Origin of the sequence: Mitsuaria chitosanitabida ATCC BAA-476 = NBRC 102408 (assembly GCF_001598255.1) — a bacterium.
In the GTDB taxonomy this organism is placed as follows: Bacteria; Pseudomonadota; Gammaproteobacteria; order Burkholderiales; family Burkholderiaceae_C; genus Roseateles; species Roseateles chitosanitabidus.
In genome coordinates, this window is the sequence record NZ_BCYP01000022.1 from 104,847 (window position 1) to 120,140 (window position 15,294).

Sequence of the window (15,294 nt, forward strand, 5' to 3'; positions counted from 1 at the left end):
TCGCCTGCTTTCCTCCCCTTTCCGGTCGTTTCGACCGTCAAGTCCGCACCGTCATGAGCACCTACCTCTTCCCCCCCGCGCCGCAGGCCGCCGTGGCCGTGCGCGGCAGCGACGCGCTTTACGCCGTCAGCCGGATCTTCTGCGTCGGCCGCAACTACGCCGCCCACGCCCGCGAGATGGGCAGCGATCCGGACCGCGAGCCTCCCTTCTATTTCACCAAGCCGGCCAGCGCGCTGGCGCCGTCGGGCGGGACCATCCCCTACGCGCCCGGCACCAAGAACCTGCATTACGAGATGGAGCTGGTCGTGGCGATCGGCAAGCCGGTCTTCAAGGCCACGCCCGAGCAGGCCGCCGACGCGGTCTGGGGCTACGCCGCCGGTCTGGACATGACGCGCCGTGACCTGCAGAACGAGGCCAAGGCCATCGGCCGCCCCTGGGATCTGGGCAAGGGCTTCGAGCACTCGGCCGTGATCACCGAGCTGGTGCCGCGCAGCGAGCAGGGCGAACTGAGCAAGGGTGCGATCACGCTGTCCGTGAACGGCGTCGAGAAGCAGCGCGGCGACCTGTCCGACATGATCTGGAGCATCCCCGAGCTGGTGGCCAATCTGTCGCAGTTCTATCACCTGGAGCCGGGCGACCTGATCTACACCGGCACGCCCGAGGGCGTGGGCCCGGTCAAGCCCGGCGACAAGATCGTCGGCGTGATCGAGGGCTTCGGCGAGCTGACGATCACCATCGGCGACGCCGAGTAAGCCGACCGGGCCGACAGCATGTTCGATCACAACGAGACCCTGGACGAAGCCCGCGCGCGCAACATCCGCGATGCGCTGTTCGAGGACATCGGCATCAGCGACTGGACCGCGCGCCTCGTGCCGGCGGACCGCCGCGTGCAGGCCCATGTGCGCGTGCGCGAGGCGGCGGTGCTGTGCGGCCGCGAGTGGTTCGAGGGCGTGTTCTCGGCGCTGGACGGGTCCTCGCGCATCGAGTGGCTCTACGAGGAGGGCGCCGACATGACGCCCGACTCCGTGGTCTGCCGCATCGAGGCCGACGGTCGGGCGCTGCTGTCGGCGGAGCGACCGGCGCTGAACTTCCTGCAGCTGCTGTCGGGCACGGCGACCACGACGCGGGCCCATGCCCGCGCCATCGAGGGCGCGAGTCCGAATCCGCGCGGCTGCGTGGTGCTGGACACGCGCAAGACCTTGCCGGGGCTGCGGCTGGCGCAGAAGTACGCGGTGCGTGTGGGTGGTGGCGCGAACCAGCGTCTGGCGCTCTACGACGGGATCCTGATCAAGGAGAACCACATCGCGGCGGCGGGCGGCGTGTCACAGGCCTTGCGCGCGGCGCAGGCCTTGAACGCGGGCGTGTCGGTGCAGGTCGAGGTCGAGACCCTCGATCAGCTGCGCGAGGCGCTGGCCGCCGGCGCGGTCAGCGTGCTGCTGGACAACTTCAGCGAGCCGATGATGCGCGAGGCGGTGGCCATCACCGCGGGGCAGGCCTTGCTCGAGGTGTCGGGCGGCGTGGCGCTGGACCAGCTGCGCTGGATCGCGGCGACGGGCGTGGACCGGATCTCGGTCGGGCGTCTCACGAAGGACGCCAAGGCGGTTGATTACTCGATGCGGGTCGACGGCTGACGCTGGCTCAAACATCAGCGAGCTCTGCAATTCGGCGCCATTTCTGGCGCCGAACTTCTTTCTGACACTGCGGGTCTTCTTTCTTCGAAGGAGTCAGCAGAGATGGAAGCAAGCAATGACGAACGCGTGCCCGACGCGAATGCCGGGGCGCTCCGGGAGATCCTGAGCCGCTGGTCGGCCAGCATGGCGACGCTGGTGCTCAACGAGGTCGAGGCGCGGCTTCGGCTCATGGCGGAGCTGCGCGGGAAGCTCGAGGTGCTCGGGGTCGATGAGGTCCACGAGTTGCAGCCGCTCTTCAAGCGCGGGCTGTGGATGCTCGGGTCGGAGTTCGAGTCGGCGGAGTTCACGTCCAACGTGGGCATGACGCGCGTGATCCGGCAGCTGCTCAAGGTGCCGACGGAAAGGGCCTCGCGCCATCGCCCCGACTTCGTGGTGTTGCCCGAATCCAGCGTCGGCCTCTACGCCTGTCCTTCCTATGACGGCGGCCACGAGGTGGATGGTGTCGATCGCATCGTGATCATCGAGCTGAAGACGACCGGCAAGGAGATCGGCGACGCCGAGCGGGCGCAGGTATGGAAGTACATCAAGGAGCTGCGGAGAAAGGGCTGCCTCCGGCCGGGCTCGAAGGTGGATGGCTATGTGCTGGGCTCGGCGATAGAACGCGGCGAGGAGGAGCCCTTTGTCTACGGATCGCTGGGTACCGTGACGCTCATGCGCTACGACACGCTGCTGGAGCGTGCCGAGCGTCGTCTCCTCAATCTCTACGACAAGATCAAGGACGCGCCCTTTCTGACCTCGTCGTCCAGCACCCCCGGGCCCGCGCCGGCGGCCCTGCCGCAAATGGCCGAGGCCGAGGACGGCCACGCCGCGGACTGACATGACGCGGCGGGCACCCGCCCAGTGCCCGCCACACCAATCTTGTGCGCAAGCCTGGTGCGCGGATGCCCACCAAGCTTGCATACAAGACCGGTGCACCTGGGAAGGCGCGCTGACGCGGCGGCTGGCACGGAAGCTGCAAAGCCTCGTGCATGGGCACCACCGCCACCGACATCAGCCAACGCATCATCGAAGCGGTGCTGGCGCAGAAGCTCGCCCCCGGCACGCGGCTGGGAGAGCAGCAGCTGGCCATGCTCTTCGACTGCAGCCGCACCATCGTGCGGGAGGCGCTGACCCGCCTGGCCGCCCGCGGCATCGTGACGGTCAGCGCGCGTCGCGGCTGGTATCTGATCGAGCCCTCGCGCGATGACGCCCGCGAGGCCTTCGAGGCCCGCCGCGTCATCGAGCTCGGCCTGCTGCGCGGCCGACCCGCGCTCGACAAGCCCGCGCTCACCCGATTGAAGAAGCACCTCGCGCAGGAGAAGGCCGCGCTGCGCGGTGACGACGTCGGCGCGCGCAGCTTCCTGCTCGGCGACTTCCATGTCTGCCTGGCCGAATGCCTGGGCAACAGCCTGCTCGCCGACGCGCTGCGCGACTTCACCGCGCGCACCACGCTGATCGCGATGCTCTACCAGTCCTCCCACGATGCCGCGCAGTCCTGCCAGGAGCACGTCGCCATCGTGGCCGCGCTCGAGCAGGGCGACGCCGCCCGCGCCGAGGCGCTGATGGCCGAGCACCTCGCCAGCGTGCAATCGGCGCTGCAGCTCGAGACGCCCACCGACGACCCGCTGCATCAGCTGCGCCAGGCGCTGGCGCCGGTGACGCCGCCGGGCACGCCCCCCGAATCCGCCCCCGCCCCCTACCTAGGAGCCTTGCTATGAGCCACGCCGACCGTTCCTCCGCCCGTTCGACCGTCCGTTCGCTGGTGCCGCGCCGCCTGCTGCTGGCCGCCGGTCTTGGCCTCCTCGCGCTGGGCGCGCAGGCGCAGACCGCGCTGGACGCGATCACCAAGTCCAAGACCATCAAGATCGCCATCCCCACCGACTACCCGCCCTACGGCTTCGTCGGCCCCGACATGAAGCCGCAAGGCCTGGACGTCGCGATGGCCGAGCTGATCGCCGCCAAGCTGGGCGTGAAGGTCGAGCTGGTCCCCGTGACCAGCGCCAACCGCATCCCGTATCTGCAGACGAAGAAGGCCGACCTGGTCATCTCCACGCTGGGCAAGAACCCGGAGCGCGAGAAGGTCATCAACTTCAGCGCCGCCTATGCGCCCTTCTTCCAGGCGGTCTTCGCGCCCAAGAATGTCGCGGTGAAGAGCTTCGCCGACCTGGCCGGCAAGTCGGTCGCGGTGACCCGCGGCGCGATGGAGGACCAGGAACTGGCCAAGGTCGCCCCGGCCTCGCTGGAGTTCAAGCGCTTCGAGGACAACAACGCGACCATCGCGGCCTTCGCCGCGGGTCAGACGCAGGTGCTGGCCACCAGCGCCGCCGTCGCCGGCAACCTGATGCAGCGTCAACCTGGGCTGAACGTCGAGTACAAGCTGCTGCTCAAGGACAGCCCCTGCTTCGTCGGCGTCGCCAAGGGCGAGGACGCGCTGCTGGCCAAGGTGAACGCCGTCATCGCGGCCGCCAAGCAGGCCGGCGAGCTGGAAGCGCTCTCCAAGAAGTGGCTGGGCCGCGGCGCCGGCGAGTTGCCGCTGTGATGCGGCGCGCGATCGCGCCGGCCGTGGACGTCCAGCGTCGCTGACGTCCCGGGCTCGCGCGCCGCGCATGGATCGACTCCCAGTGCTTCCCGCGATGAGGACCTTCCCATGATCGAGTTCGACTTCGGCGCCGTCCTCGCCGAATGGCCGCTGCTGCTGCGCGGTCTGGCGTGGACGGTCGGTCTCACCGCGGTGGCCGTGCCGCTGGGCCTGCTCATCGCCACCGCGGGCGCGTGGTCGCGCGTCTGTGGTCCGGTGTGGCTGCGCCGCGCGGTCGGTGCCTACGTCGAGGCGCTGCGCAACACGCCCTTCATCGTCCAGCTCTTCTTCATCTTCTTCGGGCTGCCGTCGCTGGGCGTGAAGCTCTCGCCGGAGACAGCCTCCCTGATCGCGATGACGCTGAACCTGGGCGCCTACGGCACCGAGATCCTGCGCTCGGGCATCCAGGCCGCGCCGCGCGGGCAGTGGGAAGCGGCGCAAAGCCTGGCCCTCGGTCCGATGCAGGTCTTCACGCGCGTGATCCTGCCGCCCGCCTTCAAGCGCGTGTGGCCGGCGCTGACCAGCCAGATCGTCATCGTGATGCTGGGCTCGGCGGTGTGCGGGCAGATCTCCACCGAGGAACTCAGCTACGCCGCCAACCTCATCCAGAGCCGCAACTTCCGCGCCTTCGAGGCCTTCATCATCGCGACGCTGATCTATCTGGCGCTGTCGATGGCGGTACGGCGCCTGCTGCTGTGGGCCGGTCCGCGCTGGTTCTTCGGCGGCAGGCCCGCCCGGCCGGCAGCCCCGATGGCATCGACATCGCCCAGCGGCGCGGGAGCCCGCCCATGATCGAGTTCACCCTCTGGGACATCCTGCGCAACCTGGCGCTCGCGCTGCGCTGGACGGTGGCGCTGTCGCTGATCGCCTTCATCGGCGGCGGGCTGGTGGGCGCGGCACTGCTGTGCCTGCGCATCGGCCTCGGCCCGTGGACGCGCCGCGCGATCAGCGTCTACATCGCGGTCTTCCAAGGGACGCCGCTGCTGATGCAGCTCTTCCTCGCCTACTTCGGCCTGGCCTTGCTGGGCATCGAGGTCTCGGCGTGGACGGCGGCCTCGCTGGCGCTGACGCTCTACACCAGCGCCTACCTGGTCGAGATCTGGCGCGGTTGCGTCGAGGCCGTGCCGAAAGGCCAGTGGGAGGCCGCGCGCAGCTTGGCGATGAGCTTCGGCGAGCAGCTGCGCCACGTGATCCTGCCGCAGGCGATGCGGCTGGCCGTCGCCCCGACGGTGGGCTTCCTGGTGCAGGTGATCAAGGGGACCGCGCTGGCCTCGGTGATCGGCTTCGTGGAGCTGACCAAGGCCGGCGGGATGATCGCCAACGCAAGCTTCAAGCCCTTCCTGGTCTTCGGCTGCGTGGCGTTGTTCTATTTCGCGCTGTGCTTCCCCGTGAGCCTGGCCGCCCGACAACTGGAAAGGAAACAGCATGGCCGCGCTGCCTGACGACGTCGCTGAGGATCAACTGCCGCGGGTCGCGCCCTTCCCCGGCGTGCCCATCGTGCGCATCACCGCGCTGCGCAAGTCCTACGGGACCAACGAGGTGCTCAAGGGCATCGACCTGGACGTGATGCGGGGCGAGGTCATCGCGCTGATCGGCAAGAGCGGCTCCGGCAAGAGCACGCTGCTGCGCTGCATCAACGGACTGGAGCAGTTCCAGGATGGATCGCTGCGGGTGGCCGACAAGCCGCTGCTGCACGACAGCGCGATGGCGATGCGCGCGCTGCGGCAGCAGGTCGGGATGATCTTCCAGAGCTTCAACCTGTTCCCGCACCTGAGCGTGGGCCGCAACGTGATGCTGGCGCCGACGCTGGTGAAGCGGCGCTCCGACAAGGAGGCCGCGGAGCAGGCGCGCGCGCTGCTGGCGCGGGTCGGTCTGGCGGAGAAATTCGACGCCATGCCGGATCAGCTCAGCGGCGGTCAGCAGCAGCGGGTGGCGATCGCCCGCGCGCTGGCGATGGAGCCGCAGGTGCTGCTGTGCGACGAGATCACCTCGGCGCTGGACCCGGAGCTGGTCGGCGAGGTGCTGCGCGTCGTCGAGTCGCTGGCGGAGGAGGGCATGACGCTGCTGATGGTCACGCACGAGATGAACTTCGCGCGCAAGGTGGCGGATCGGGTGATCTTCATGCACCAGGGACGCGTGCATGAGATCGGTCCGCCGGCCGACTTGTTCGGGTCGCCGCGGACGCCGGAGCTGAGGCAGTTCCTGTCGTCGCTGCACGATTGAACCCGAGGCAGCCGTTAGCATCCGGCCCATCAGAAGATCATGAGGGAGGGCGGGCGATGCTCGGCAAATGGAATCGGAGGGCGACGGGTCTCGCCATCCTGCTGGCGACGATGGGCGTGATGGCGCAGGAGTCGACGGTCGCGTCGGCGCCCGCGGGCAGCGAGCCCCCCATCCCACGCATCACCGATCAGCACCGGCAACGCTTCGATGCGGCCACCCAGCTGCTGCGGTCGGGGAAGACCGAGGCCGCCCTGGCCGGCTTCCAGACCTTGTCCACCGAACTGGCCGGCCCGCTCGACGTGTCGGGCGCCCGCTACTTCTGTGATCGCGGAAACGCCGAGGAAGTGGCGCGCATGCTGACGATGGCCATGGTGAGCACTCGCGCCGAGGTGCGGCTGATCACCGTCAATGCCTTGGTCTGTGATTCGCTCTACGGCAAGGCCTTCGCCCTGGTGGATCTCAAGCGGCTGCCGGAGGCGCGCGACGTGCTGGAGCAGGTCGTGGGGTTGGCGTCGGTGAACTCGACCTACAAGAGCGAGCTCGCGCATGTGCTGGCGATGACCGGCCAACCGCTCCGGGCGCTGACGCTGTATCGGGAGGCGCAGGAGAACGCGGAATTCGACCCTGAGGGTTCCCGGGCGCACAGGCAGGCCGTCGCGCTCCGCGGTCAGGGCTATGCGCTGGTCGAGCTGCGCCGCTGGGACGAGGCCGAGGCGGCCTATCGGCAGTCGCAGACCTTCGAGCCGGACAACAAGATCGCCAGCGACGAGATCCTCTTCATCCGACAGAATCGCCCGCAGCGCTGAGCAACGACGGCGCCCTGCCTGGGCGTCGCTTGCCGTGTCGAAGGAGTCCCCATGCCTGATCGCCGCACCGTGCTTCGCGCCGCGCTTGCGCTGACGCCTGTCGCCCTGACGGCCGCGGCGGCCGCGGAACCGGCGCGCGCCTCCGATGACATCAACCCCGTCCGCGACGCCGAGATCGCCTTCGCCGCCACGATGGCGCGCCGGGACTTCAAGGCCTTCGCCGATTTCGTCGCCGAGGACGCGGTCTTCATCAACGGCAAGACACCACTGCGCGGGCGGGCCGCCGTGCTCGCGTCATGGAAGCGCTTCTTCGAAGGCGCGGAGGCGCCGTTCTCCTGGGCGCCCGACCTGGTCGAGGTGCTCCCGGACGGCAAGCTCGGCTACAGCACCGGGCCGGTCCATGTGAAGGGCAAGCTCGTCGCGCGCTTCGCGTCGACGTGGCGGCTCGATCCCGATGGGCGCTGGCGCGTGGTCTTCGACAACGGCAGCGATGTCTGCGATTGCAAGGATGCGGGAAAGACGTGATCGTCCGCGTGCTTGCTGCTGCGTTCGCACTGGGCGCGATCCCCTCCCTGGGCGAGGCTGCCGAGAGTCGCTGCTTCGGCACCGTGGCCCAGGGCCGCATCGAGGACAGCGTCCGTCTCCCGACGAGCGGCCCCAACTTCTCCGCCTACAGCCGCATCGCGGCCGCGGCGGGCCGCACCCATGTGCATTCGACGGTGGCGCGGATCGTCGAGACCAGCTACCGGTCCATGGAGACCACGCTCCCCGGCACGGTCTTCGTCTATGGAGAGACCGGACTGGCCGAGGGGGGCCGCTTCAAGCCGCACCACACGCATCAGAACGGGAGCTCGGTCGACTTCTTCGTGCCGGTGCGGGATGCGCAAGGCCGCTCCGTGGCCTTGCCGACGCCGGTCACGAAGCACTTCGGCTATGACACCGAGTTCGACAAGAACGCGCGGTTCGAGGGCTATCGGATCGACTTCGAGGCGATGGCCGAGCATCTCTACCAGCTCGATGCCGCCGCGAAGGCCGAGGGATCCGGGCTGGCGCTGGTGATCTTCGACCGCGACTACCTGCCGCGTCTCTTCGCCACGCCGCGAGGGCCGTGGCTGCGCGACCACCTGAACTTCATGCGCGGCAAGCCGTGGGTGCGCCACGACGAGCATTACCACGTGGACTTCGCGATCCGCTGCGACACGAATCGCCCGAAGTCCCGCTGATCAGGTGGCGTCGATCACGCGGTCGATGCAGCGCCATGTTCGGCCGCGCCTATTCCATCGTCGAGCGCGAGGCCGCGTACCGCAAGTCACTCGAGTCCATGCCCGATCATCGCGGCGCACTGGCCGAGATCGAGTACATCCAGGGACGCCGCGGCGGAAAGGTCAAGCCCCGAGGCCGGAACCGGCTCCGCTCACGCGAACCAGTCCTCGTCCGGCAACTGCTCGAAGACTCGCTTCAGCCCGCCGCCCCAGCCCTGGCTGATGGTGGTGAAGTAGGGGTCGTCCTTCGTGATCCGATGCGGTTCCGCCGGCGCGAAGCTGTCGGTCCTGTAGAGCAGCATGTCGATCGGCAGCCCCACCGACAGGTTGCTCCGGATCGTCGAGTCGAACGAGATCAGCGCGCACTTGGTCGCCTCCGCCAGCGAGCTGTCGAAGTCGATGACGCGGTCGATGATGGGCTTCCCGTACTTGGACTCGCCGATTTGCAGATAGGGGGTGTCCTCGGTCGCCTCGATGAAGTTGCCTTGCGGGTAGACGTGGAAGATGCGCGGCGGCTCGCCCCGGATCTGGCCGCCGACGATGAAGTTGGCGCCGAAGTCCACGCCCTGGTTCAACTGGCCGTTGCCCTCGCTGTCACGGGTGACGACCTCCTTCAGCGTCCGGCCCACCAGCTCCGCCACGTCGTACATCGACGTGAGGTTCATCAGATGCGGGCCCTCGCCCTTGGCGCGCTGGCGCAGCAGGCTCACCACGCTCTGCGTCGTGGCCAGGTTGCCGGCGGTGAGCAGCGTGATCAGGCGATCGCCCGGCTGCTCGAAGACATTCATCTTGCGGAAGGTCGCGATGTGGTCCACGCCCGCATTGGTGCGGGAATCCGAGGCGAACAGCAGGCCGGCACGCAGCCGCATGGCAACACAGTAAGTCATGGGGCGGAAGGTTAGCGCATCAGCCTGACCGCATGCCGTCAGGCCGCATCCTCACTGTTGATCGGCCGTGCCGGGCTTCACGAGCACCTCGGCCCGCATCGTCTCCAGACCCCCGCCCGTGCGCACGCCGCGGACCGGGCACGCGTCCAGGTAGTCCGCGCCGATCGCCAGCTTCACGTGCCGGCCGTCGGCCAGGCACTGGTTGCTGATGTCGTAGCCCAGCCAGCCGCCCGCCATCCGCGGGCCGCCGTCCATGGTCCGCGAGCCGGCGTCGGTGCGCGCCATCGATGACGGGTCGTCGCCCGAGCCGGAGCCCGGCAGGTCCGCCGGTGCGGCATCGGGCAGCCGCACCTCCGCCCAGGCGTGACTGGCGACGTGCTCGGCATCGGTCGCCAGGTAGCCCGACACGTAGCGCGCCGGCAGTCCCAGCAGCCGCGCGCAGCAGACGAAGACCTGCGCGTGGTCCTGGCAGACGCCGCGCCCCGTCTGGAAGGCCTCGGCGGCCGGCGTGGCCGCGTCGGTGTAGCCGCGCAGATAGGGCATGCGCTCGCCGATGGCGGCCATCAGCATCAGCAGCGCGCCGTGGGCATCGGCCTTCGCGGCCTCCGCGAAGCCGGTGGCGAAACGGCGCAGGGCGTCGTCGGCGCGCGTGAGCACGCTGTCGCGCAGGAAGAGCGGCGCGGGCAGCTCGTCCTCCGGATCGGGCCGCGGCGGGCCGTCGTCGGTGATGACCTCGCCAATGGCCCGCAGGACGATGTCGCGGCGCGGGCCGTCCAGGCTCAGCACATGCATGGTGTTGCCGAAGGCGTCGGCGCAGCTGCTCGCCGGGGCCGGCAGCGCCAGGCCCCAGTGCAGGATCCGCAACCCGCGCGATCGCCGCGGCGTCAGCCGCAGGTACTGCGTGCTGCGGGACAGCGGCGCGTCGTAGTCATAGACGGTCTCGTGCGAGATGTGCAGATGCATGGCCGGAACTCCTGGATGGCCGAGGCGCGGTGAGCGATGAGCGATGGGCGGTTGGCGGCGACCGTCGCTCACTGCGCCTCGAAGTAGGCCTGCTGGATGTCCAGGCTCAGACGCGCCGAGTCCTCGAGGAAGCCGGTCAGCCAGGTGTGCAGGCCCTGCTCGAGGATCTCGTCCACCGCACCGTACTCCAATCTCAGCGCCAGCCGGCCGGCGCTCTGCTTGACCTTGCGGCCTGCATCCTGCGCGCCCTCGCGCGATTCGATCTGCGGCAGCACCGCGCGGATCTCGTCGCAGCAGGCGCGCAGCGAGCGCGGCACGTCGGGGCGCAGGATCAGCAGCTCCGTCACGCGGCGGCCGTTCAGGCTGTCGCGGTAGGCCGCGTGATACGCCTCGAAGGCCGACAGCGATCGCAGCAGCGCGTTCCAGGCATAGAAGTCGGGCGCGCTCTCGCTGGGCGCGTCCACCGGCGCGAGCGAGTCCACCGCCGGCGCGATCAGCTGCGACTTCACGTCCAGCAGCCGCGCCGTGTTGTCGGCCCGCTCGACGAAGGTGCCCAATCGGATGAAGCAGTAGGCGTCGTTGCGCTGCAGCGTCCCGTAGGTGGCGCCGCGGAAGAGGTGCGACCGCTCCTTCACCCAATCGAAGAAGGACGAGGGTTCCACCACGCCGGTGCGCGCGAGCTCGCGCGCCTCCAGCCAGCTGGTGTTCAGGGCTTCCCACATCTCGGCGGTGATCTGGCCGCGCACCGCATGGGCGTTCTCGCGGGCCTGCCGGATGCAGGACAGCACCGAGGCGGGGTTCTCCAGATCCATCCCCATGAAGCGGAACAGCTGCTCCGCGCTCAGGCGCGGATGGCGCGCCTGATAGGCCTCCAGCGTGCCGGTGATGGCCAGCGGCGCGGCCAGCTCCGTCGCGGCGCCGCGCGATTGCGGCAGCAGCGACAGCGAGTGCGTGACGTCGAGCATGCGCACCAGGTTCTCGGCGCGCTCCATGTAGCGGCTCATCCAGTAGAGCTGTGCGGCGGTACGGCTGAGCATCTCAGTTCTCCAGAATCCAGGTGTCTTTCGTCCCGCCGCCCTGCGACGAATTGACGACCAGCGAGCCCGCCTTCAGCGCGACCCGCGTCAGTCCGCCGGCCACCATGTTGACCTCACGGCCCGAGAGCACGAAAGGCCGCAGGTCGATGTGGCGCGGCGCGATGCCGCGCTCGACGAAGGTCGGGCAGCTGGACAGGCACAGCGTGGGCTGCGCGATGTAGTTGGACGGGTTGGCCTTGACGCGCTCCTTGAAGTCCTCGACCTCCGCCGCCGTCGACGCCGGCCCCACCAGCATCCCGTAGCCGCCCGCGCCGTGGACTTCCTTCACCACCAGCTCGGCCATGTGGTTGAGCACATGGTCCAGGTCGACCGCCTTGCGGCACTGCCAAGTGGGCACGTTGTGCAGGATGGGCTCCTCGCCCAGGTAGAAGCGGATCATGTCCGGCACGTAGGGATAGATGGACTTGTCGTCCGCCACGCCGGTGCCGATGGCGTTGGCCAGCACCACGTGGCCCTGCTTGTAGACCGACAGCAGCCCCGGCACGCCCAGCATCGAGTCGGCGCGGAAGGCCAGCGGATCGAGGAAGGCGTCGTCGATGCGGCGGTAGATTACGTCCACGCGCTTGGGGCCCACCGTCGTGCGCATGAACACGAAGCCGTCCTTGACGAACAGGTCCTGGCCCTCGACCAGCTCCACGCCCATCTGCTGCGCCAGGAAGGCGTGCTCGAAGTAGGCGGAGTTGAAGGGCCCCGGCGTCAGCACCACGACGGTCGGGTTGTCGGCGGGGCTGGCCTGCCGCAGCGTGTTCAGCAGCAGCGCCGGGTAGTGCGCGACGGGAGCGATCGGATAGCGGGCGAAGAGCTCGGGGAAGAGCCGCATCATCATCTTGCGGTTCTCCAGCATGTAGCTCACGCCGGAGGGCACGCGCAGGTTGTCCTCCAGCACGTAGTAGCCGCCGTCGGAATGGCGGATCAGGTCCACGCCGGTGATGTGGGCGTAGATGCCCAGCGGCAGGTCCAGGCCTTGCATCGCCGGCTGGTACTGGGCGTTGGCGAAGACCTGCTCGGCCGGGATCAGGCCGGCCTTGACGATCTCGTGGTCGTGATAGATGTCCCAGAGGAAGCGGTTCAACGCAGTGACGCGCTGCCGCAGGCCGCGCTCCAGCATCTGCCAGTCATCGGCCGGGACGATGCGGGGCACGGTGTCGAAGGGGATGAGGCGCTCGGCGCCGGCCTCGTCGCCGTAGACGGCGAAGGTGATGCCGACCTTGTGGAAGAGCAGGTCGGCCTCCGCCCGCTTCTTGGCCAGCGCGTCGGGCGTCTGCGCGTGCAGCCAGTCGGCGAAGGCCTGGTAGCTGGGCCGGATGGCGCCGCTTTGCAGCAGCATCTCGTCGTAGTGGCCGGCGGCCGGTAGGGTCAGCGCGTGCATGGGGTCTCCAACGCGGCGCCGCCGACGGCCGGCGGCCCGCCCCGAGCCTGATTGCAAGGCCCGTGCCCAGCGCAGCGCGCCGGCGGGCCTTGGCCGATACCACAGCTTGCCCGCTTCCGGTGCGCGCGTGAAGCCCGCCCCGAGGCGGTGCCTCGGCCTTGCCCGCCGCTGGTGCAGTGGCAATACTCCGCGTTGCGCCCAGACGCGCCAGTCGCTACAACTGCTTCGATGCCCAACGACGCCCAGGTCCTCCCTTCTCCCGGTGCCGCCCCCTCCGGAGAGCCGCCGCCCGCGCCCGATGCCGGCGCCTACGTGCCGCCGCGCGGCTCCCGCGCGTCGCTGGGCCGCTGGCTCACCGCGATGGTGCTGGCCGCGGTCGCGGTGGCGGTGCTCAGCTCCGCGCTGCTGATCGAGAACTTCGCCCGGGCCCATGCCGAGCGTCGCGCGGTCGAGGCGCTGCGCCAGGTGGCCGTCGATTTCCGCGACGGGTTGGACCACGGCATGGCGCAGCAGTACAAGGAAGTCCGCGTGCTTGCGCAGCTCGAGCCCTTCCGGCGCTTCGACGATCCCGAGTCCATGCGCCGCGCGCTGGACCAGATCCAGATCGGCTTCGACCACTTCGCCTGGCTGGGCGTGACGGACGCGCAGGGCAAGGTCGTGGCCGCGGCGGGCGGGCTGCTGGATGGTGTCGACGTCTCCAAGCGGCCGTGGTGGCAGGGGGCGCGCAAGGGCGCGCCTTTCGTCGGGGACGTGCACTCCGCGCTGCTGCTGGAGAAGCTGCTGCCGCGCCAGAGCGAGCCCTGGCGCTTCGTCGACTTCGCGGTCCCGCTGCTGGACCCGCGCGGCCAGCTGCAGGGCGTCTTCGGCGTGCACCTGAGCTGGGGCTGGGCGCGCCAGATCAAGAGCGAGCTGATCGACGCGACGATGGCCTCGCACCAGGCCGAGGCCCTGGTCCTGGGCAAGGACGGCGCGGTGATCCTCGGCCCCTCCGAGCTGGAGGGCAAGCCGCTGGCCCTGCCCGCCGAGAACGGCGCCGGGCTGCGCGAGCAGCGGGTCGACGGTGTCGACTACTTCGTCGTCAGCGTGCCCAGCGAGGGCTACGGCCCGTACCCCGGCCTGGGCTGGACCGTGCTGGTGCGTCAGCCGGTGAGCATCGCGCTGGAGGACTACTTCCGCCTGCGCCGCCAGATCATGCTGAGCGCGGTGCTGCTGCTGACCTTGGCCGTGCCGGTGAGCTGGTGGCTGGCGCGCCGCATGAGCCGGCCGCTGGACGAGCTGACGCGCGCGCTGGCGCGTCGCCATCACCTGGGCGAGGACGCGCTCCCGCAGGTCGGCGGCTACCGCGAGGCGGCCGTGCTGTCGCACGCGCTGCAGGAACTGTCCGAGCGCCAGGCGGCGCAGGACCGGTCGCTGGCGGAGCTCAACGCCTCGCTGGAGCGGCGGGTGCAGGCACGCACCGCCGAGCTGCAGGACGCGATGAGCCAGCAGGAGGCCAGCGAGCGTCGGCTGCGCACCATCGCCGACAACCTGCCGGTGCTGATCGCCTACATCGACGCCGACCAGCGGCTGCGCTTCCTCAACGCCACCTTCCGCAGCTGGATGGGCATGGAGCCCGGGGCGGTGCTGGGGCGCACGCTGGAGGACGTGGTGGGGCCCGTGCTCTACGAGCCGCGCCTGCAGTTCCTCAAGGGCGCGCTCGCGGGCGTGCGGCAGCGCTTCGAGACGCGCTCCGAGTCCAACGGCATCAGCCGCGACCTGCTGACCGAATACGTCCCCGACATCCGCCCCGACGGCACGGTGGCGGGCGTCTACACGCTGGCCACCGACATCTCCGCGTTCAAGCAGGTGGAGCGGGAGCTGGACCAGCTCAGCCGCATCGACCCGCTGACGGGGCTGCCCAACCGGCGCCAGTTCGAGTCCCGCCTGTCAGAGGCGCTGGCCCGGACGCGGCGCAACGAGCGCACGCTGGGGCTGATGTTCCTGGACCTGGACCACTTCAAGCAGGTCAACGACACGCTGGGCCACGCGGCCGGGGACGTGGTGCTGAAGGTCTTCGCCGACCGGGTGCGCGGCGTGATCCGCGAGACCGACCAGCTCTGCCGCCTGGCGGGCGACGAGTTCGTGCTCATCCTGGAGAACCTGAACGAACCGAGCGAGGCCGCGGCCGTGGCACAGAAGGTGCTCGACGCCGTGGTGCAGCCGCTGACCTTGCAGGGCCAGGCGCTGCGGCTGTCGACCAGCATCGGCGTGGCCTGCCACGTCGGCGGGCCGGAGAGCGAGCCGGCGCTGCTGGGCCGCGCGGACGACGCGCTCTATGCCGCCAAGGCGGCCGGTCGCGGCTGCTGGCGGATGGCGGAATGACCGAGCGGCCCGGACGCGGGCTTGCGGTGTAATCCGCCGATGGCTTCTTCAGAACTCTCACTCGACGATGCACCGCGA

The 15,294-nt window shown here is 69.6% G+C and carries 16 protein-coding genes; 12 read left to right on the top strand and 4 right to left on the bottom strand.

What is annotated here, in order from left to right; translation table 11 throughout:
• Window positions 1-53 precede the first annotated feature (53 nt).
• The 11 genes from MCHT01_RS15100 to MCHT01_RS15150 all read left to right on the top strand — a co-directional run bounded on the left by MCHT01_RS15100 (window position 54) and on the right by MCHT01_RS15150 (window position 8,500).
• Window positions 54-752, top strand: coding sequence for a fumarylacetoacetate hydrolase family protein (locus MCHT01_RS15100; protein ID WP_067066167.1), 699 nt, complete (start codon window positions 54-56; stop codon window positions 750-752).
• Between the two features lie 18 nt (window positions 753-770).
• Window positions 771-1,631 carry a carboxylating nicotinate-nucleotide diphosphorylase gene (gene nadC, locus MCHT01_RS15105; RefSeq protein ID WP_067066168.1) on the top strand — a complete coding sequence of 287 codons (861 nt, stop codon included), beginning with the start codon at window positions 771-773 and terminating at the stop codon, window positions 1,629-1,631.
• A gap of 102 nt (window positions 1,632-1,733) precedes the next feature.
• Entirely contained in the window at window positions 1,734-2,507 is a 774-nt protein-coding gene (locus MCHT01_RS15110) for a hypothetical protein (protein WP_067066169.1), read from the top strand.
• A 152-nt stretch (window positions 2,508-2,659) separates the two neighbouring features.
• The gene (locus MCHT01_RS15115; RefSeq protein WP_067066170.1) at window positions 2,660-3,388 is read left to right on the top strand and encodes a GntR family transcriptional regulator; all 729 of its coding nucleotides are present in this window, start codon (window positions 2,660-2,662) and stop codon (window positions 3,386-3,388) included.
• Window positions 3,385-4,209 carry a transporter substrate-binding domain-containing protein gene (locus MCHT01_RS15120; protein ID WP_067066171.1) on the top strand — a complete coding sequence of 275 codons (825 nt, stop codon included), beginning with the start codon at window positions 3,385-3,387 and terminating at the stop codon, window positions 4,207-4,209. Before MCHT01_RS15115 ends, MCHT01_RS15120 begins: the two co-directional genes overlap by 4 nt.
• 108 nt (window positions 4,210-4,317) lie before the next feature.
• Window positions 4,318-5,040 carry an amino acid ABC transporter permease gene (locus MCHT01_RS15125; RefSeq protein ID WP_084452697.1) on the top strand — a complete coding sequence of 241 codons (723 nt, stop codon included), beginning with the start codon at window positions 4,318-4,320 and terminating at the stop codon, window positions 5,038-5,040.
• Window positions 5,037-5,690: an amino acid ABC transporter permease gene (locus MCHT01_RS15130; RefSeq protein ID WP_067066172.1), complete on the top strand. Its 654-nt coding sequence runs from the start codon at window positions 5,037-5,039 to the stop codon at window positions 5,688-5,690. The genes MCHT01_RS15125 and MCHT01_RS15130 overlap by 4 nt, the downstream gene beginning before the upstream one ends.
• Window positions 5,674-6,471 (top strand): amino acid ABC transporter ATP-binding protein, encoded by a 798-nt coding sequence (locus MCHT01_RS15135; RefSeq protein WP_067066173.1) that lies wholly within the window; start codon window positions 5,674-5,676, stop codon window positions 6,469-6,471. The genes MCHT01_RS15130 and MCHT01_RS15135 overlap by 17 nt, the downstream gene beginning before the upstream one ends.
• Before the next feature lie 56 nt (window positions 6,472-6,527).
• Window positions 6,528-7,277 (top strand): tetratricopeptide repeat protein, encoded by a 750-nt coding sequence (locus MCHT01_RS15140; RefSeq protein ID WP_067066174.1) that lies wholly within the window; start codon window positions 6,528-6,530, stop codon window positions 7,275-7,277.
• Between the two features lie 51 nt (window positions 7,278-7,328).
• Window positions 7,329-7,802: a YybH family protein gene (locus MCHT01_RS15145; RefSeq protein WP_067066175.1), complete on the top strand. Its 474-nt coding sequence runs from the start codon at window positions 7,329-7,331 to the stop codon at window positions 7,800-7,802.
• The gene (locus MCHT01_RS15150) at window positions 7,799-8,500 is read left to right on the top strand and encodes a penicillin-insensitive murein endopeptidase (RefSeq protein WP_067066176.1); all 702 of its coding nucleotides are present in this window, start codon (window positions 7,799-7,801) and stop codon (window positions 8,498-8,500) included. The genes MCHT01_RS15145 and MCHT01_RS15150 overlap by 4 nt, the downstream gene beginning before the upstream one ends.
• A 191-nt stretch (window positions 8,501-8,691) precedes the next feature.
• On the opposite strand, the gene MCHT01_RS15155 is transcribed toward MCHT01_RS15150, so the two are convergent.
• The 4 genes from MCHT01_RS15155 to MCHT01_RS15170 form a co-directional block, all read right to left on the bottom strand.
• Window positions 8,692-9,426, bottom strand: coding sequence for a proteasome-type protease (locus tag MCHT01_RS15155; RefSeq protein WP_067066177.1), 735 nt, complete (start codon window positions 9,424-9,426; stop codon window positions 8,692-8,694).
• A gap of 51 nt (window positions 9,427-9,477) precedes the next feature.
• Window positions 9,478-10,389, bottom strand: coding sequence for a transglutaminase family protein (locus tag MCHT01_RS15160; protein WP_067066178.1), 912 nt, complete (start codon window positions 10,387-10,389; stop codon window positions 9,478-9,480).
• Between the two features lie 68 nt (window positions 10,390-10,457).
• Window positions 10,458-11,426 carry an alpha-E domain-containing protein gene (locus MCHT01_RS15165; RefSeq protein WP_067066179.1) on the bottom strand — a complete coding sequence of 323 codons (969 nt, stop codon included), beginning with the start codon at window positions 11,424-11,426 and terminating at the stop codon, window positions 10,458-10,460.
• A gap of 1 nt (window position 11,427) precedes the next feature.
• Window positions 11,428-12,855 carry a circularly permuted type 2 ATP-grasp protein gene (locus MCHT01_RS15170; protein WP_067066180.1) on the bottom strand — a complete coding sequence of 476 codons (1,428 nt, stop codon included), beginning with the start codon at window positions 12,853-12,855 and terminating at the stop codon, window positions 11,428-11,430.
• Between the two features lie 228 nt (window positions 12,856-13,083).
• On the opposite strand from MCHT01_RS15170, the gene MCHT01_RS15175 reads away from it, so the two are divergent.
• The gene (locus MCHT01_RS15175) at window positions 13,084-15,216 is read left to right on the top strand and encodes a diguanylate cyclase domain-containing protein (protein ID WP_067066181.1); all 2,133 of its coding nucleotides are present in this window, start codon (window positions 13,084-13,086) and stop codon (window positions 15,214-15,216) included.
• Window positions 15,217-15,294 lie beyond the last annotated feature (78 nt).